The 17,254-nt window shown below is 64.7% G+C and carries 15 protein-coding genes; 13 read left to right on the top strand and 2 right to left on the bottom strand.

Going from position 1 to position 17,254, the window contains the following annotated elements:
• Positions 1-201: 201 nt before the first annotated feature.
• The 8 genes from KI243_RS12715 (at position 202) to KI243_RS12680 (ending at position 8,755) form a co-directional block, all read left to right on the top strand.
• Positions 202-1,020: a transporter substrate-binding domain-containing protein gene (locus KI243_RS12715; protein WP_177108928.1), complete on the top strand. Its 819-nt coding sequence runs from the start codon at positions 202-204 to the stop codon at positions 1,018-1,020.
• Positions 1,021-1,030: 10 nt separating this feature from the next.
• Entirely contained in the window at positions 1,031-2,800 is a 1,770-nt protein-coding gene (locus tag KI243_RS12710; RefSeq protein WP_212810905.1) for an aconitase family protein, read from the top strand.
• Positions 2,793-3,458, top strand: coding sequence for an amino acid ABC transporter permease (locus KI243_RS12705; protein WP_017129060.1), 666 nt, complete (start codon positions 2,793-2,795; stop codon positions 3,456-3,458). Before KI243_RS12710 ends, KI243_RS12705 begins: the two co-directional genes overlap by 8 nt.
• Positions 3,459-3,470: 12 nt before the next feature.
• On the top strand, positions 3,471-4,121 hold the full coding sequence (locus tag KI243_RS12700) for an amino acid ABC transporter permease (RefSeq protein ID WP_017129059.1): 651 nt from the start codon (positions 3,471-3,473) through the stop codon (positions 4,119-4,121).
• Complete coding sequence (locus KI243_RS12695) at positions 4,114-4,836, top strand: amino acid ABC transporter ATP-binding protein (RefSeq protein WP_017129058.1); 723 nt, start codon at positions 4,114-4,116, stop codon at positions 4,834-4,836. The genes KI243_RS12700 and KI243_RS12695 overlap by 8 nt, the downstream gene beginning before the upstream one ends.
• A 54-nt stretch (positions 4,837-4,890) precedes the next feature.
• Positions 4,891-5,919 carry a proline racemase family protein gene (locus tag KI243_RS12690; RefSeq protein ID WP_103033121.1) on the top strand — a complete coding sequence of 343 codons (1,029 nt, stop codon included), beginning with the start codon at positions 4,891-4,893 and terminating at the stop codon, positions 5,917-5,919.
• Between the two features lie 133 nt (positions 5,920-6,052).
• Positions 6,053-6,970 (top strand): dihydrodipicolinate synthase family protein, encoded by a 918-nt coding sequence (locus KI243_RS12685; RefSeq protein ID WP_017129056.1) that lies wholly within the window; start codon positions 6,053-6,055, stop codon positions 6,968-6,970.
• A gap of 204 nt (positions 6,971-7,174) precedes the next feature.
• Complete coding sequence (locus tag KI243_RS12680; protein ID WP_017129055.1) at positions 7,175-8,755, top strand: aldehyde dehydrogenase (NADP(+)); 1,581 nt, start codon at positions 7,175-7,177, stop codon at positions 8,753-8,755.
• A gap of 215 nt (positions 8,756-8,970) precedes the next feature.
• Here the strand turns inward: KI243_RS12680 and KI243_RS12675 are convergent, their stop codons facing one another.
• Positions 8,971-9,978, bottom strand: a complete 1,008-nt coding sequence (locus KI243_RS12675; protein ID WP_212810904.1) for an Ldh family oxidoreductase — start codon at positions 9,976-9,978, stop codon at positions 8,971-8,973.
• A gap of 177 nt (positions 9,979-10,155) precedes the next feature.
• Complete coding sequence (gene mqo, locus KI243_RS12670; RefSeq protein WP_042936924.1) at positions 10,156-11,805, bottom strand: malate dehydrogenase (quinone); 1,650 nt, start codon at positions 11,803-11,805, stop codon at positions 10,156-10,158.
• A 738-nt stretch (positions 11,806-12,543) separates the two neighbouring features.
• On the opposite strand from mqo, the gene KI243_RS12665 reads away from it, so the two are divergent.
• Genes KI243_RS12665 through KI243_RS12645 form a run of 5 tightly spaced genes read left to right on the top strand, consistent with a single transcriptional unit; the run spans position 12,544 to position 17,240 of the window.
• On the top strand, positions 12,544-13,563 hold the full coding sequence (locus KI243_RS12665; protein WP_017129051.1) for a substrate-binding domain-containing protein: 1,020 nt from the start codon (positions 12,544-12,546) through the stop codon (positions 13,561-13,563).
• Positions 13,547-14,551, top strand: a complete 1,005-nt coding sequence (locus tag KI243_RS12660; protein WP_017129050.1) for an ABC transporter substrate-binding protein — start codon at positions 13,547-13,549, stop codon at positions 14,549-14,551. The genes KI243_RS12665 and KI243_RS12660 overlap by 17 nt, the downstream gene beginning before the upstream one ends.
• The gene (locus tag KI243_RS12655) at positions 14,552-15,421 is read left to right on the top strand and encodes an ABC transporter permease (protein WP_103033119.1); all 870 of its coding nucleotides are present in this window, start codon (positions 14,552-14,554) and stop codon (positions 15,419-15,421) included.
• Complete coding sequence (locus tag KI243_RS12650) at positions 15,418-16,212, top strand: ABC transporter permease subunit (protein ID WP_177119458.1); 795 nt, start codon at positions 15,418-15,420, stop codon at positions 16,210-16,212. Before KI243_RS12655 ends, KI243_RS12650 begins: the two co-directional genes overlap by 4 nt.
• Complete coding sequence (locus KI243_RS12645; protein ID WP_212810903.1) at positions 16,209-17,240, top strand: ABC transporter ATP-binding protein; 1,032 nt, start codon at positions 16,209-16,211, stop codon at positions 17,238-17,240. The genes KI243_RS12650 and KI243_RS12645 overlap by 4 nt, the downstream gene beginning before the upstream one ends.
• Positions 17,241-17,254: the final 14 nt, after the last annotated feature.

Here is a 17,254-nt window from a genome sequence, read left to right as displayed (position 1 = left end):
AAACGTGCTCCCTTCTGTAACACCCCACACCCCGATAAAAGCGGGCATCTACGCCCTTATCAGCCGACAAACCCTCTAACCCGTGGGCCGGTGAAGAATTCATGTTCCAACGTGGAAACAGGCACAGTCATTGCTAATATAATATCGTATACGAAATTCATAATACGAAAGCCAACACCACTTACCGATAACGAGGCATCCATGAAAAATCCCGTTTTTGCCGTAGCGCTCAGTGTGGTTCTCAGTTCGTCCTTTATCGCCACGGCCCAGGCCGACAAGCTCGATGACATCATCGGCTCCGGCAAGCTGCGCTGCGCGGTGACCCTGGACTTCCCGCCGATGGGCTCGCGCGATGCCAGCAACAAGCCGGTGGGCTTCGACGTCGACTATTGCAACGACCTGGCCAAGGTCCTCGGGGTCGATGCCGAGATCGTCGAGACGCCATTCCCGGATCGTATTCCCGCGCTGGTCTCGGGCCGTGCCGACGTGATCGTCGCCTCCACTTCCGACACCCTCGAGCGGGCCAAGACCGTCGGCCTGACCCTTCCCTACTTCGCCTTCCAGATGGTGGTGCTGACCCGCGAAGACACCGGTATCAGCAAATACGAAGACCTCAAGGGTCGCCCTGTCGGCAACACCAGCGGCACCTATGAAGCCATCGCCCTGGAAAAAGACCAGAAGAGCTGGGGCACCGGCAGCTTCCGCGCCTACCAGTCGCAGAACGACACCATCCTGGCCGTCGCCCAGGGCCATATCGATGCCACTGTCGTCACCAACACCGTGGCCGCGGCTACGCTTAAGTCAGGCAAGTACAAGGGCCTGAAGGTCGCCGGCAATGCCCCCTACGTGATCGACTACGTCTCGCTGGGTGCCAAGCGCAACGAGTACGGCCTGATCAACTACCTCAACCTGTTCATCAACCAGCAGGTTCGTACCGGACGTTACAACGAGCTGTTCACCAAGTGGGTCGGGACCGATATCCCACCGGCCGACCTGACTGTGCCACACGTCTACTACTGAGGAAACCCGCATGCCCAGCACGCCCACTTCCCTCACCGGACGCAGCCTGGTCGAGGGAGCCGCCCAAGGTTCCCTGCTGTTCGCCGATATCGGCCTGAGTTTCTGGGGCGGTGTCGATCCGTTCAGTGGCGAAGTGATCGACCGCCATCACCCCTTGAGCGGCGAGCACCTGGCCGGCCGCGTGTTGGCGCTGCCCAGCGGCCGCGGTTCCTGTACCGGCAGCAGCGTGATGATGGAGCTGATCAGCAATGGTCATGCCCCGGCTGCGCTGGTACTGGCCGAAGCCGATGAGATCCTGACCCTGGGCGTGCTGGTGGCCCGGGTGATTTTCGAACGTTCCCTGCCGGTGCTGTGCATCGGCCGGGAGGCCTTTGCCGCCCTGCGCGGCCAGGCCTTTGCCCGGATCGAGGGCAACAGCCTGACACTCTTCGACGAAACGCCCGCCGACGCCTGGCAGGCACCGACCACGCCGGTGCCAGTGCGGCCGGCGACCGCTAGCGTCGAACTCAGCGAACATGACCTGGCCCTGCTCGAGGGTCAGTACGGCAAGGCGGCCCAGATAGCCATGCAGATCGTCCTGCAGATGGCCGAGCTGCAAGGTGCGCCCAGCCTGCTGGACGTGACCCAGGCGCATATCGACGGCTGCATCTACACAGGGCCGGCGAGCCTGCGCTTTGCCGAACAACTGGTGCAATGGGGGGCGCGCGTGCGCGTCCCGACCACCCTCAATTCGATTTCCGTGGACCAGCGCCGCTGGCGTGAACTGGGGGTCGATCCGGCCCTCGGCGAACCCGCCAGTGCCCTGGGCACGGCCTACATGGCGATGGGCGCGCAACTCAGCTACACCTGCGCGCCCTACCTGCTCGACAGTGCGCCGAAAGCCGGCGAACAAATCGTCTGGGCCGAATCCAACGCCGTGGTCTATGCCAACAGCGTGCTCGGTGCCTGGACCCAGAAATACCCCGACTACCTGGATATCTGCATCGCCCTGACCGGCCGTGCACCACTGACCGGCTGCCACCTGGCCGAACAGCGCAAGGCGCGCCTGGAGATCGAAGTACCGCCCATGGGCGAACTGGACGATGCCTTCTACCCGCTGCTCGGCTATCACATCGGCGCGCTGTCCGGCAGCCGTATCCCGCTGGTGCGCGGCCTGGAGCTGGCCAACCCCAGCCTCGACGACCTGAAGGCTTTCGGCGCGGCCTTCGCCACCACTTCGGCGGCACCGCTGTTCCATATCGCCGGGGTCACCCCGGAGGCCCTCGACCCGCTGCAGGTGCTGGAGCCGGGTCAGTCGTTGCCACTGCAACGCATCAGCCCGCAAGACCTGCTGGGTAGCTGGCGCGAACTCAACAGCGCTCGCGAACCGCGAGTGGATGTGGTTTCCCTGGGCAACCCGCACTTCTCCCTCAGCGAGTTCGCCCACCTCGCGCGCCTGTGCCGTGGCCGCCACAAGCACCCGGACGTGGTGCTGGCGATCACCTGCGGCAGGGCCGTGCTGGAACAGGCCCGTACCGCCGGTCATATCGCCGCGATCGAAGCCTTCGGCGCGACCCTGATCACCGATACCTGCTGGTGCATGGTCGGTGAGCCGGTGATTCCGCCGGCCGCCCGGACACTGATGACCAACTCCGGCAAATACGCCCACTACGCTCCCGGCCTGGTCGGACGCACGGTGCACTTCGCCAGCCTGGCCGAGTGTGTCGACAGCGCCTGCAGCGCCCAGGCCAGCGGGAATCTGCCGGCCTGGCTGCCACAGGAGGAAGCGGTGCATGTTTGACTATACGTTCCAGTGGCATTCGGCCTTCCGTGCCCTGCCCGACATGCTCAACGGCGCCTGGGTGACCTTCGAAACCGCCGCCCTGTCGATGATCTTCGGCGTGCTGATCGCCCTGACCCTGACCGTGATGCGCGAGGCGAAACAGCCGGTGCTCAGCGGCATCGCCAACGGCTGGGTGTCCATCGCCCGCAACACGCCGTCGCTGTTCCAGATCTACATCCTCTACTTCGGCCTCGGCTCCCTGGGGCTGCATGTCAGCTCCTGGCTGGCATTGCTGGCCGGGATCACCTTCAACAACGCCGGCTACCTGGCGGAAAACTTCCGTGGCGGCCTCAAGGCCGTGCCCGACACCCAGATGCGCGCGGCACGTTCGCTGGGCATGAGCGCCTTCCAGGCCTACCGGATGATCATCGTTCCGCAATTGCTGCGGGTGGTGTTCTACCCGCTGACCAACCAGATGGTCTGGGCAGTGCTGATGACCTCGCTGGGGGTGATCGTCGGCCTCAACAACGACCTGACCGGGGTGACCCAGGACTACAACGTCAAGACGTTCCGCACCTTCGAATACTTCGCCATCGCGGCGGTGCTGTATTACCTGATCGCCAAGGCGATCGTCGCGGTAGCCCGGCTCTTGTCCTGGCGGCTGTTCCGTTACTGAGGGGTCTGCTCCATGTTTTCCACCAGTCTTACCCTGAATGACCTGCTGTTCCTGCTCAGCGGGGCCTGGGTCACGCTGCAACTGACGGTCTGGTCGATCCTGCTCGGCACCGTCGCCGGCCTGGTGTTCGGCCTGCTGCGCGCCCTGCTGCCACGGCTCAGCCTGCCGCTGGCCTGGGTCCTGGACGTGTTCCGCAGCGTACCGCTGCTGATCCAGTTCGTGCTGTTCAACTCGCTCAAGAGCATCGTCGGCCTGAACATCAGTGCCTTCACCGTCGGCTGCATCGTGCTCGGGATCTACGCCGCCGCGTACTTCACCGAGATCGTCCGCGGCGGCGTGCTCTCGGTGCCGCTGAGCGTGCGCCGGGCCAGCCGCTCGCTGGGCCTGAGCTACCTGCAGGACCTGCGCTGGATCGTCCTGCCGATGGCCTCGCGGGTCGCGTTCCCCGGCTGGCTGAACCTGGTGCTCAGCGTCATGAAAGACACCGCGCTGGTGATGTGGATCGGCATCGTCGAACTGCTGCGCGCCTCGCAAACCATCGTCACCCGCATCCAGGAACCGCTGCTGGTGCTGTGCATCGCGGGCCTTATCTACTACGTCATGAGCCTGGTGGTCGCACGCCTGGGCGCTCGTCTGGAAAGAAGGTGGCAAGAAAATGATTGAGATCGACAACGTACACAAATCCTTCGGCGACCTGGAAGTGGTCAAGGGCGTCAGCCTGACGGTGAACAAGGGTGAGGTGGTGTCGATCATCGGCGGCTCCGGCTCCGGCAAATCGACCCTGCTGATGTGCATCAACGGCCTGGAATCGATCCACAAGGGCAGCATCCGCGTCGACGGTATCGAAGTCCACGACAAGGCCACCGACCTCAACCGCCTGCGGCAGAAGATCGGCATCGTGTTCCAGCAGTGGAACGCCTTCCCGCACCTGACCGTGCTGGAGAACGTCATGCTGGCGCCGCGCAAGGTACTCGGCCGGAGCAAGCAGGAGGCCGAGGAACTGGCGGTGCGCCAGCTCACCCATGTGGGCCTGGGCGACAAGCTCAAGACGTTCCCCGGCAAGCTCTCGGGCGGCCAGCAACAGCGCATGGCCATCGCCCGGGCCCTGGCCATGTCGCCGGACTACATGCTCTTCGACGAAGCCACCTCGGCCCTCGATCCGCAACTGGTGGGCGAGGTGCTGGACACCATGCGCATGCTCGCCGAAGACGGCATGACCATGGTCCTGGTCACCCATGAGATCCGCTTCGCCCGGGATGTCTCCGACCGCGTGGCGTTCTTTCGCAACGGCCTGGTGCATGAGATCGGCTCGCCCGACCAGGTCATCGGCAATCCCGTGCAACCGGAAACGGCGGCGTTCCTCAAATCCGTGAAATAACCGCTCCCCCGTAGGAGCCGGCTCCTACAGAGTGAACAGACAGGAGGTGTATCAATGCGTTCATCGAAAATCGTTCATGTGGTCAGCTGCCACGCCGAAGGTGAGGTCGGCGATGTGATTGTCGGCGGCGTCGCCCCGCCGCCGGGTGCCACGGTGTGGGAACAGTCGCGCTGGATCGCCCAGGATGAAACCCTGCGCAATTTCGTGCTCAACGAACCGCGCGGCGGGGTGTTCCGTCACGTCAACCTGCTGGTCCCGGCCAAGGACCCGCGGGCGCAGATGGCCTGGATCATCATGGAACCGGCCGATACCCCGCCGATGTCCGGTTCCAACTCGCTGTGCGTGTCCACCGTGCTGCTCGACAGCGGCATCCTGCCAATGACCGAACCGCAGACCCGGCTGGTGCTCGAGGCCCCGGGCGGCCTGATCGAAGCCGTGGCCGATTGCAAGGACGGCAAGGTCCAGCGGGTGGAAATCAAGAACGTGCCGTCGTTCGCCGACCGCCTCGATGCCTGGATCGAAGTCGAGGGCCTGGGTTCGATCCAGGTCGACACCGCCTATGGCGGCGACAGTTTCGCCATCGTCGACGCACAGACCCTGGGCTTCCAGATTCGCCCCGACGAGGCCAGGGACATGGTCGAGATCGGCCTGAAGATCACCCGCGCCGCCAACGAGCAACTGGGCTTCGTCCATCCGCTGAACCCCGACTGGTCGCACATTTCCTTCTGCCAGATCGCCGCACCGGTGGTCTACGAGAACGGTGTCGCCACCGGTGCCAACGCCGTGGTGATCCGCCCCGGCAAGATCGATCGCTCGCCCTGCGGCACCGGTTGCTCGGCACGCATGTCGGTGTTGCAGGCCAAGGGCGTGCTGAAGGTCGGCGACCGTTTTATCGGCCGCTCGATCATCGGTTCGGAGTTCCACTGCCGCATCGACTCCATGACCGAACTGGCCGGTCGCACGGCGATCTATCCGTGCCTGTCCGGTCGGGCCTGGATCACCGGGACCCACCAATTGCTGCTCGACCCCGCCGATCCGTGGCCGCAGGGCTACCGGCTGTCGGACACCTGGCCCGGCGCCTGAACCACAACCCATTGCCTGACGGCCGATTGCAACAACGCGGTGGCGCCAGCACGGCGCCCGGCGAAAAAACACTGGCTGAATTTTTTCACTTAAAATATCGTATACGAAATACTTTTAACCACTGGAGTTAATCATGAGCAAGCGCATCAACTGGAGCGGCGTCTTCCCGGCGGTCACCACTCAATTCAACGACGACTTCTCCATCAACCTGGAAAAGACCCATCAAGTGATCTCCAACGTGATCCGTGACGGCGTCTCGGGTCTGGTGGTGTGTGGTTCGGTGGGGGAAAACACCTCGCTGACCGCCGAGGAAAAGATCGCCGTGACCGAAGTCGCGGTGGACGCCTCCAGGGGCCGCGTGCCGGTGATCTGCGGCGTTGCCGAGTTCACCAGCGTGCAGGCGGCCAAGGTTGCCAATGCGGTGCGCAAGGTCGGTGTCGATGGTGTGATGCTGATGCCGGCGCTGGTCTACGGCTCCAAGCCGTTCGAGACCGCCGAGCACTACCGCTATGTGGCCAGGCACGCCGACGTGCCGCTGATGGTCTACAACAACCCGCCGATCTACAAAAACGACGTGACCCCGGACATCCTGATTTCCCTGGCCGACTGCGACAACGTGGTGTGCTTCAAGGATTCGTCCGGCGATACCCGGCGCTTTATCGACGTGCGCAATGAAGTCGGCGACCGTTTCGTGCTCTTCGCCGGTCTCGACGACGTGGTCCTGGAAAGCATCGCCGTCGGTGCCGAGGGCTGGGTCTCGGGCATGTCCAACGTGTTCCCCAAGGAAGGCGAAACCATCTTCCGCCTGGCCAAGGCCGGCCGTTTCGCCGAAGCCATGCCGATCTACGAATGGCTGATGCCGATCCTGCACCTCGATGCCCGCGCCGACCTGGTGCAGTGCATCAAGCTGTGCGAGGCCATTGCCGGTCGCGGCAGCGCGCTGACCCGTCCACCGCGCCTGGCCTTGCCGGAAGCGGACCGGGTATTTGTCGAGCAGATCATGGCCAAGGCCATGGCCAATCGTCCGGCGTTGCCGGATGTGGGTCTCTGAATAAAAGGTTGGGAGCAGCCCGCCAGAGTGGCGGTGACTGTCCCGACGCCTTCGCGGGCAAGCCCGGCTCCTACAGAGCTTGAGTCGAATCCGGATCTTGTCGACGACACAAAACTGTAGGAGCCGGGCTTGTCCGCGAATAGGCCCTGCCCCCACAGGAAACCCAAAGAGCTCGACACGAGCCCCTGTCAATCGGAGTTCCCCATGCCCGAGATCCTCGGTCATAACTACATCGGTGGCACTCGCAGCGCTGCCGGCAGTGTCGTCCTGCACAGCCACGACGCCAGCAGCGACGAAGCCCTGCCCTATCGCTTTATCCAGGCCACCCCGCAAGAAGTGGACGCCGCCGCCCGGGCCGCCGCCAGCGCCTATCCGACTTATCGCGCCCTGCCGGCCAGTCGCCGCGCCGAGTTCCTCGAAGCCATCGCCAGCCAACTGGATGCCCTGGGCGACGACTTCATCCATCTGGTCACCCGTGAAACCGCCCTGCCCAACGCGCGCATCCTCGGCGAGCGCGGCCGTACCAGCGGACAGATGCGCCTGTTCGCCGATGTCCTGCGTCGCGGTGACTTCCATGGTGCACGCATCGACCGCGCGCAACCCCAGCGCCAGCCGCTGCCGCGCGCCGACCTGCGTCAATATCGTATCGGCCTCGGCCCGGTGGCGGTGTTCGGCGCCAGCAACTTCCCGCTGGCCTTCTCCACCGCCGGGGGCGACACCGCTGCCGCCCTCGCCGCCGGTTGCCCGGTGGTGTTCAAGGCCCACAGCGGCCATATGGCGACGGCCGAACGGGTCGCCGATGCGATCATCCGCGCCGCCGAACAGACCGGCATGCCCCCGGGCGTGTTCAACATGATCTACGGCGGCGGGGTCGGCGAAGCGCTGGTCAAGCACCCGGCGATCCAGGCCGTCGGTTTCACCGGCTCGCTCAAGGGCGGCCGGGCCTTGTGCGACATGGCCGCGGCGCGCCCGCAACCGATCCCGGTGTTTGCCGAGATGAGCAGCATCAACCCGGTACTGGTCCTGCCCGAGGCGCTGGCCATGCGCGGCGAGACCATCGCCCGGGAACTGGCCGCTTCGGTGGTGCTCGGTTGCGGGCAGTTCTGCACCAATCCCGGACTGGTTATCGGCTTGCGCTCGCCGGCGTTCAGCGCCTTTACCGAAAGCCTGGCGGCCTTGATGGGCCAGCAACCGGCGCAGAGCATGCTCAACAGCAGCACCCTCGGCAGCTATGAAAAGGGCCTCCAGGCGCTGCAGGCGCATCCGCGGATCACCCATCTGGCCGGTCTGCCGCAACAGGGCAGGCAGGCCTTGCCGCAGCTGTTCAAGGCCGATGTCAGCCTGTTGCTGGACGGCGATCCGCTGTTGCAGGAAGAAGTGTTCGGCCCGACGACCGTGCTGGTCGAGGTATCCGACCGGGCCGAGTTGCAACGCGCCCTGCAAGGACTGCACGGTCAGTTGACCGCGACGTTGATTGCCGAGCCCGGCGATCTGCAGGCGCACGCCGAGGTACTGCCGCTACTGGAACAGAAGGTTGGCCGGGTGTTGTTCAACGGTTATCCGACCGGGGTCGAGGTGTGCGAGGCGATGGTTCACGGTGGGCCCTATCCGGCGACATCCGATGCCCGTGGCACCTCGGTCGGCACCCTGGCCATCGACCGTTTCCTGCGGCCGGTGTGCTACCAGAACTGCCCGGATGCGTTGCTGCCCGATGTGCTGAAGAACGCCAACCCGCTGGGGATTTCCCGGCTGGTGGACGGTCGGAGCAGCCGCGAAAGCTGGTAGTTTCCGGACGCGAGAGCTGTGGGAGCGGGCTTGCCTTGATGCCCTTCAGTCAAGGCCGGCACGCTCCCTGTAGGAGCGCCTGGCTTGCCAGCGATGAGGCCCGTGAAGCCGCCAGAAGCTTCGGGGGCAAGCCCCCTCCCACATAGTCGCCTGCCACGCCGGCCCATTCCCACAGGTACAACCCTTCAAACCCAGCCCCAGGGCGCCGAGCCCTGTCAGGCCAACAGCGCCTTGAGGTCGTTGTACAAGGCCGTGGGAATCTCCACGCCGTCCACCCGGCTACGCGCCCGAGCCTCGTAACGCCGCTGCGACGGCAACCGGGCGCCCTGCCCCTGGATACTCTCGAACAGGCTTTCGGCACGGGCCAGGTGCTGTTCCGTGGCGTCGCCGAGAAAGCGCCGCGGGTCAAGGGCAATGATCAGTTCGCCATGGTACGGCGACGACTTGCTGCCGCCGTCGTGGGCCAGGGATTCGGCGCTGGTCAGGTCGCCGATCAGCGGTCCGGCGATCAATTCCACCATCGCCGCCAGCGCCGAGCCCTTGTGCCCGCCAAAGGTCAGCATCGCCCCCAGGTCGAGCACCACGTTCGGATCGGTGCTGGGCTGCCCCTGGGCATCCACGCCCCATCCCTCGGGAATGGCCTTGCCGGCACGCCGGTGCAGTTCGATCTCGCCCCGGGCAATGGCGCTGGTGGCGAAGTCGAAGACAAACGGATCATGACCCGCGCGCGGCCAGCCAAAGGCAATGGGGTTGCTGCCGAACACCGGCTGGTTACCACCGGCCGGTGCGACCCAGGCATGGCTCGGCGTGCAGGCCAGCGCCACCAGGCCGGCCTCGGTCAGTTGCTCGATCTCGACCCAGAGCGCGGAGAAATGCACACAACGGTTGATGGCCATGGCGGCAATGCCATTGGCCCGGGCCTTGTCCTTGAGCAAGGGCAAGCCGGCCTGGAAGGCCAGTTGGGAAAACCCGCCGGCCGCATCGACCCGCACGATGGACGGTGCCTGGTCGACCACCTCGGGCCGGGCATCGGCCTCGACCTTGCCGGCCTTCAGCGAAGCGACGCAACCGAGCACCCGGTACAGGCCGTGGGAGGCACAACCATCGCGCTCGCCGGCCGCCACCGTATCGGCCACGGCATCGGCATGGGCAAGGCTGAAACCATTGTGCAGCAGGATCAGTTTGGCCAGGGCATGGGCCTGGTCCAGCGTCAGTCGAGTCATAGGTCACTCCAGGAAGAAGGGTTCCAGAGTTGCCCATGGGCGAGCCCGAGGCTTGATCAGTTTGACTGCCCGGCATGACGAATTCGGCACAGCATCGCGACCGGGGATGCGGATGCAAAAACGCCACTCGGGCGAGTGGCGTTTTTGTGCAGCCTGTGGCGTTGACGCGGGTATTGCTTACAGCGCCATGTCAGCCTTCGGATTGTCCTCGGCCTTCGGCTTGTCGGCAGCGGCAGGAGCGGCCGGTGCCGCTGCGGTCTGGCCGATCACCGGAGGGGTGGTCAGTTGCAGGACTTCAGCCGTGTAGTTCCACTCTTTCTGCACAGCCTCGGGGCTGTTGTTCAGCTTGGTACCGTAGCTAGGCACGATCTGGTGCAGCTTTTCCTGCCAGGCAGGGGTTGCCACCTTGTCCTTGAAGACCTTCTCCAGGATGGTCAGCATGATCGGCGCGGCGGTGGAAGCACCTGGCGATGCACCCAGCAGGCCGGCGATGCTGTTGTCCTTGGCACTGACCACTTCGGTACCGAGCTTCAGGACGCCGCCCTTCTCTTCGTCACGCTTGATGATCTGCACGCGCTGACCGGCCTGCCACAGGCGCCAGTCTTCTTTCTTCGCCTGCGGGAAGTACTCCTTCAGGGCGTTGAAGCGATCGTCATCGGACATCATCAGCTGACCGCCCAGGTACTGGACCAGGTCGAACTGATCGATACCCACGCGGGTCATCGGCCAGACGTTGTGGGTGGTGGTGCTGGTCAGCAGGTCAAAGTACGAACCGTTCTTCAGAAACTTGGTGGAGAAGGTCGCGAATGGCCCGAACAGGATCACGCGCTTGCCATCCAGCACGCGGGTGTCCAGGTGCGGAACCGACATGGGTGGCGCTCCGGTCGAAGCGATACCGTAGGCCTTGGCCATGTGCTTGAGGGCGATATCCTGGTTATCGGTGACCAGGAACGAACCGCCGACCGGGAAGGCCGCGTAGTCGTTGGCCTCGGGGATACCGGACTTCTGCAGCAGGTGCAGCGCACCGCCACCGGCACCGATGAACACGAACTTGGCGTCGGTCTGGGTTTCAGTACCGTCTTTCAGGTTCTTGTAGACCACGCGCCAGCTGCCGTCTTCATTGCGCTTGATGTCCTGCACTTCGCTGGACAGCTTGAGCTTGAAGTTAGGCTGCTGTTGCAGGTGCGCGACGTACTGGCGGGTGATCTCGCCGAAATTCACGTCGGTGCCGATCGGAGTCCAGGTGGCGGCGATCTTCTGCTTCGGATCACGCCCTTCCATCATCAGCGGGACCCACTTCTTGATCTGCTCCTGATCTTCGGTGTACTGCATGCCGCTGAACAGCGGGCTGGTCTGCAGGGCCGCGTAGCGATCCTTGAGGAACTTGACGTTGTCATCGCCCCACATGAAGCTCATGTGCGGTGTCGAGTTGATGAACGAGTGCGGGTTCTTCAGCACGCCCTGGCGAACCTGCCAGGACAGGAACTGACGGGTGATCTGGAACGACTCGTTGATCTCGATCGCCTTGGAGATGTCGATCTTGCCGTCTTTGCCGTACGGCGTGTAGTTCGACTCGGCCAGGGCCGAGTGACCGGTACCGGCGTTGTTCCAGCCATTGGAGCTTTCTTCGGCAACGCCATCGAGGCGCTCGACCATTTCCATCGACCAGTCAGGCTGCAGCTCGTTGAGCCAGATGCCCAGGGTCGAACTCATGATCCCGCCGCCGATCAGCAGCACATCGACCTTCTTGGCCTCGGCCGCGAACGAGGACGTGACCCCTATCGACAAGGCCAGGCCCAACAGCGCCTTGTTCACTTTTTTCAACATATAGTCATACCTACGATAGATCGCCATCCGCTCCTCCACCCTTGCTCACACAGGATTCCGGGCTGATACAACGCCGTGGATTCCCGCACTCGAAAGAACTGGAGAATGGGCACACAAGGCCGCCATCACTGGCATAGGCCTCACTTTTTATGTCGCTCCTGCGCTGACTTCTTATCGTTGTTGGCTTCAGCTGACTTGAGTGACATGAATTCTGTTGGTGCGTGGTCGCACACATTGTCGGCATCGCTGCCATCAGACTCCGACACCATGGGACGAACAGGCCACTTGGCGACCGCGGGGTCGCGAAATGCCCGGCCTTGGCTGCAATCTCGCGCGGGAAAAGCGAAGAGACTGGCCAGCATCAATGGTGGCGGAAATGCCATTGTCCACGGGACGCGCAAATCCGTCAAAAAAAGCGTCTCACTCCTACCTTATTTTGACTAAAGCCTGACATCGTTTTCTTTCAAATCATGGTAGCTGAGCCTGCTCATATCGATCGTTCCCACGCTCCAGCGTGGGAATGCCTCACTGGACGCTCCGCGTCCGCCCTGCAGGTGACGCGGAGCGTCACGGGCTGCATTCCCACGCAGAGCGTGGGAACGATCAAACGCTCTAGCGTGGGAACGATCAGCACATGCAGCCGACACCTGACATCAAACTGTCATCGCTTCTTTACCTGATCGCCATCTTCGATCCGTACTGTCGCTGGCCAATGAGATCGATCTCAAGGAAGCGACAATGACCGATTTGAAAGATGTGGCGCGCCTGGCCGGCGTCTCCCGGGCGACCGCCGCCCGCACCTTCGCCAGCCCCGAAGTGGTGCGTCCGACCACCCGCGAGCAGGTCTTCGCCGCCGCCCGCGAACTGGGTTTCCGTCCCAACCACCTGGGCCGCCAACTGCGCCTGCAGCAGACCAACCTGATCGGCGTGATGGTCCCCAACCTGCTCAACCCGGTGTTCGCCGAACAGTTCCAGGCCATGGAGCGCGCGGCCCGCGCCTGGGGCTACAACCTGCTGCTGGCGACCACCGACTACGCCGCCGACCGCGAAAGCGCGGTGGTCGAAGAGTTGCTGCGCCAGCGGGTCGACGGCCTGATCCTGACCGTGACCGATGCCGAGGACAATCCGCTGCTGGAAAGCCTGGCCCAGGAGGAAACGCCCTTTGTACTGGCCTACCACCAGCCGGACAACACCGACTATTGCGCGGTATCGGTCGACAACCGCGCCGGCATGGCCCTGGCCACCCGCTACCTGCTGGATGCCGGGCACACGCGGATCGGCATGGTCGCCGGCCCGGCCCTGCAATCCGACCGCGCGCGCCTGCGTTACGCCGGCTACTGCGATGCCCTGCTGGAACGTGGCCTGACACCCCTGCCGGTGATTGAAATGCCTGCCCATACCAGCGCCGACTTCGCCGCACTCGCCCCGCTGCTGCGCGGCCCGCAACCGCCGAGCGCGCTGGTCTGTTCCAACGACTTGCTGGCCATCAGCCTGATCGCCGAACTGCGCCGCAATGGCTGGGGCGTGCCAGAACGCCTGTCGGTCATCGGTTTCGACGGCATCGCCATCGGCACCCAGATGCATCCGACGCTGTGCAGCGTGGTCCAGCCGATCACCGCCCTGGCGAACACCGCCATCGAACACCTGCTGGCGCGCATCAACGGCGCCAACCCCACTTCCCAATGCCTGCCCTGCCATATCCGGCCGGGCGAAAGCACCCGGCCCTACGAGGAAATGCGTCATGACCCAGCTCAGTAAGACCCTGGCGGCCCTGTTGCTCGGCGGCATCGCCAGCCTGGCCCACGCCGCCGAAACCGCTATCTGCTACAACTGCCCGCCGGAATGGGCGGACTGGGGTACGCAGCTCAAGGCGATTGCCGACAGCACCGGCGTCCAGGTGCCACTGGACAACAAGAACTCCGGCCAGGCCCTGGCCCAGCTGGTGGCCGAGCGGGCCGCACCGGTTGCCGACGTCGTCTACTACGGCGTGACCTTCGGCCTGCAGGCGCAGAAAGCCGGGGTCCTGGGCGACTACAAGCCCAAGCACTGGGACGAGATCCCGGCCGGCCTGAAAGACCCGGCGGGCCACTGGTTCGCGATCCACTCCGGCACCCTCGGCCTGATGGTCAATGTCGATGCCCTTGGCGGCCTGCCCGTGCCGCAAAGCTGGGCCGACCTGCTGAAACCCGAATACAAGGGCATGGTCGGCTACCTCGACCCGTCCAGCGCCTTTGTCGGCTATGTCTCGGCGGTGGCGATCAACCAGGCCATGGGCGGCACCCTGGACAACTTCGCCCCGGCCATCGACTACTTCCGCAAACTGGCGAAAAACGCCCCCATCGTGCCCAAGCAGACCGCCTACGCACGGGTGCTCTCCGGTGAGCTGCCGATCCTGGTGGACTACGACTTCAACGCCTACCGCGCCCGCTACAAGGACCAGGCCAACGTGGCCTTCGTGATTCCCAGGGAGGGCAGCCTCAGCGTGCCGTACGTGATGAGCCCGGTCGGCAATGCCCCGCATCGGGCCAATGCCGAGAAGGTCCTCGACTTCGTCCTTTCCGACCAGGGTCAGGCCTTGTGGGCCAACGCCTATCTGCGTCCGGTGCGACAGATGAAAATGCCCGCCGAGGTCGCCGCCCGCTTCCTGCCGGACAGCGATTACGCCCGTGCCGGCGTGGTCGACTACGAGCACATGGCCGCCGTCCAGGAAGCCTTTGCCGCTCGCTACCTGAACGAGGTGAAGTAAGTGGCGACATCGGTCGACAAGGCCCTGGCCGTGCCCGCCGGCAGTTGGCCGCGGCTGCGCCTGCCGCCGGCGGTGACCTGGGCACTGGCCCCGGCCATGGCGATGCTGCTGGCGTTCTGGCTGCTGCCGCTGGCCCATCTGATCCTGCTCGGCGCAGAAAGCCGTGACACCGCCGGCAGCGGCTACTGGCAGGTGCTGGGCAGTGCGCAGTACCTGGGCAGCCTGGTGCAGACCGGCCTGCTGGCGGCGCTGACCACCCTGGTGGCGCTGCTGATCGGCGGTATCAGCGGCGTGTTCCTGGCCCGCCAGCAGTTCTTCGGCCGCTCGACGCTGGTGGCGCTGCTGACCTTTCCCCTGGCCTTTCCCGGCGTGGTGGTGGGTTTCCTGGTGATCCTCCTGGCCGGACGCCAGGGCCTGTTCGCCCAGCTCGGCCTGCAACTGGCCGGCGAGCGCTGGATCTTCGCCTACTCGTTGACCGGATTGTTCATCGGCTACCTGTATTTCTCCATTCCCCGGGTGATCCTGACGGTGATGGCGGCCTGCGAGAGCCTCGACCGCAGCCTGGAAGAAGCCGCGCACTCCCTCGGCGCCGGGCACTGGCGGGTGGTCTGCGACGTGATCGTACCGGGCCTGGCCCCGGCACTGGTGTCCTGCGGGGCGATCTGCTTCGCCACCTCGATGGGCGCGTTCGGCACCGCCTTCACCCTCGGTACCCGCCTCAATGTCACTCCGGTAGCGATCTACAACGTATTCACCAACTACGCCAACTTCGCCGTCGCCGCGGCGCTGTCCGTGGTACTGGGTGGCGTGACCTGGGCGGTGTTGCTGCTGGCGCGGCGCCTGGTCAAACAGTCGAGGACCGTCCTTTGAAACGCTCAGGCCTGTTTTTCGGGCAACTGTTGTTCACCCTGCTGGTCTGCGCCTTCATGCTGGTGCCGGTGCTGCTGTCCCTGCTCGCCGGAGTGACCCGCAACTACTTCCAGGGACCTTCCAGCGGCCTGACCCTCGACTGGCTGCTGCAGGTCTGGCAGGCCTATTCCGGCACCGTCTGGCTGTCCCTGCAACTGGCCCTGGCCTGTGCCCTCTGCGTGTGCATCATCGGCGTACCGGCGGCCTATGCCCTGGTGCGGATGAACAACCGCTTCAGTCGTGCCTTCGAGGAGTTGATGGTGCTGCCGGTGGCCATGCCGGGCCTGGCCAGTGCCCTGGCGCTGCTGCTGACCTACGGCCAGTTCGGGACCTTTCGTGGCAGCTGGCTGTTTATCCTGGTGGGCCACGTGCTGTTCACCCTGCCCTTCCTGGTGCGGCCGGTGATGGCGGTGATGCAGCGCCAGCATCTGCCGGTACTCGAAGAAGCGGCGGCCAGCCTGGGCGCCGGTCCGTTGCGACGCTTCTTTACCGTGGTGGTGCCCAACAGCCGCGCCGGCATTCTCGCCGGGGTGTTGATGGTGGTCACCCTGTCCCTGGGTGAATTCAACCTGACCTGGATGCTGCACACCCCGATGACCAAGACCCTGCCGGTGGGCCTGGCGGACAGCTACGCCTCGGCGCGGCTGGAAGTCGCCAGTGCCTACACGCTGATTTTCCTTCTGCTGATCGTGCCATTGCTGATTGCACTGCAGGCCATCAGCGCCCGTCTGTCCCGTGGAGAACGTCGATGACCGGCACCACCATTCGCCTGCAAGGCTGCCGCAAGGCCTTTTCCGACGGCACCGTCGCCGTGCATGACCTGAACCTGACCATCGAACCGGGGGAAACCCTGGCGATCCTCGGTCCGTCCGGCTGCGGCAAGACCACCACCCTGCGCCTGATCGCCGGACTGGAGCGCCCCGACAGCGGGCAGATCTGGTTCGGCGACGAGGACGTCACCCGTGTCCCCATCGAGCGGCGTGACGTCGGCATGGTGTTCCAGAACTATGCGCTGTTTCCCAATCTCAACGTCGCCGAGAACGTGGCCTATGGGCTCAAGGTCCGTGGCATGCCCGCGGCCGAGCGCCACAAGCGCTGCGCCGAGCTGCTGGAACTGGTCGGCCTGGGCGATCACGGCCGGCGGGGCATTCACGAACTGTCCGGCGGCCAGCGCCAGCGGGTCGCCCTCGCCCGCGCCCTGGCGCCACGTCCCAGGGTCCTGCTGCTGGACGAACCGCTGGCGGCCCTGGACGCACAACTGCGCGAACGCTTGCGCAGCGAACTGGACCAGTTGCTGCGCAGCCTCGGCATCACCTCGGTGTTTGTCACCCACGACCAGGGCGAAGCCATGGCCCTGGGCGACCGCATCCTGGTCATGGAACAGGGCCGCATCGCGCAACTGGGCAGTCCACGGGAGATCTACCAGAAACCGGCCAATCCGTTTGTCGCCGGCTTCGTCGGCAATCTCAATGCCTTCGCAGTGCTCGAACGTACCCGCGATGGCCTGAAAGTCAGCGGCGGCGAATTGCCCTGGAGCGGCTCGCACCTGCCCGCCACGGTCTATTGCCGCCCGGAACACCTGCGGGTGATGGAAGGCGACGGTCATTTGCGCGGCCGCTTGCTGGGGCAGTTTTTCCAGGGTGCCCAGAGCCGCCTGCTGGTGGATATCGGCGGCGCGCAACCCTTGCTGGTGGACAGCGCCGACCCGCAGGTCCCCACCACCGGGGCAACCATCGCCCTGGCCATCGAACCGCAGGCGCTGTTCACCCTGCACTCGTGATGATTTCTCCGTAC

Origin of the sequence: Pseudomonas sp. Ost2, from assembly GCF_018326065.1 — a bacterium.
In the GTDB taxonomy this organism is placed as follows: Bacteria; Pseudomonadota; Gammaproteobacteria; order Pseudomonadales; family Pseudomonadaceae; genus Aquipseudomonas; species Aquipseudomonas gingeri.
Note: the sequence above shows the minus strand (reverse complement) of the source record. Positions and strands in the feature narration are given on the sequence as shown.

Coding starts and splice junctions, on each gene's coding strand:
- KI243_RS12715 (WP_177108928.1), top strand. CDS start 202: ATGAAAAATCCCGTTTTTGCCGTAGCGCTCAGTGTGGTTCTCAGTTCG.
- KI243_RS12710 (WP_212810905.1), top strand. CDS start 1,031: ATGCCCAGCACGCCCACTTCCCTCACCGGACGCAGCCTGGTCGAGGGA.
- KI243_RS12705 (WP_017129060.1), top strand. CDS start 2,793: ATGTTTGACTATACGTTCCAGTGGCATTCGGCCTTCCGTGCCCTGCCC.
- KI243_RS12700 (WP_017129059.1), top strand. CDS start 3,471: ATGTTTTCCACCAGTCTTACCCTGAATGACCTGCTGTTCCTGCTCAGC.
- KI243_RS12695 (WP_017129058.1), top strand. CDS start 4,114: ATGATTGAGATCGACAACGTACACAAATCCTTCGGCGACCTGGAAGTG.
- KI243_RS12690 (WP_103033121.1), top strand. CDS start 4,891: ATGCGTTCATCGAAAATCGTTCATGTGGTCAGCTGCCACGCCGAAGGT.
- KI243_RS12685 (WP_017129056.1), top strand. CDS start 6,053: ATGAGCAAGCGCATCAACTGGAGCGGCGTCTTCCCGGCGGTCACCACT.
- KI243_RS12680 (WP_017129055.1), top strand. CDS start 7,175: ATGCCCGAGATCCTCGGTCATAACTACATCGGTGGCACTCGCAGCGCT.
- KI243_RS12675 (WP_212810904.1), bottom strand. CDS start 9,978: ATGACTCGACTGACGCTGGACCAGGCCCATGCCCTGGCCAAACTGATC.
- mqo (WP_042936924.1), bottom strand. CDS start 11,805: ATGTTGAAAAAAGTGAACAAGGCGCTGTTGGGCCTGGCCTTGTCGATA.
- KI243_RS12665 (WP_017129051.1), top strand. CDS start 12,544: ATGACCGATTTGAAAGATGTGGCGCGCCTGGCCGGCGTCTCCCGGGCG.
- KI243_RS12660 (WP_017129050.1), top strand. CDS start 13,547: ATGACCCAGCTCAGTAAGACCCTGGCGGCCCTGTTGCTCGGCGGCATC.
- KI243_RS12645 (WP_212810903.1), top strand. CDS start 16,209: ATGACCGGCACCACCATTCGCCTGCAAGGCTGCCGCAAGGCCTTTTCC.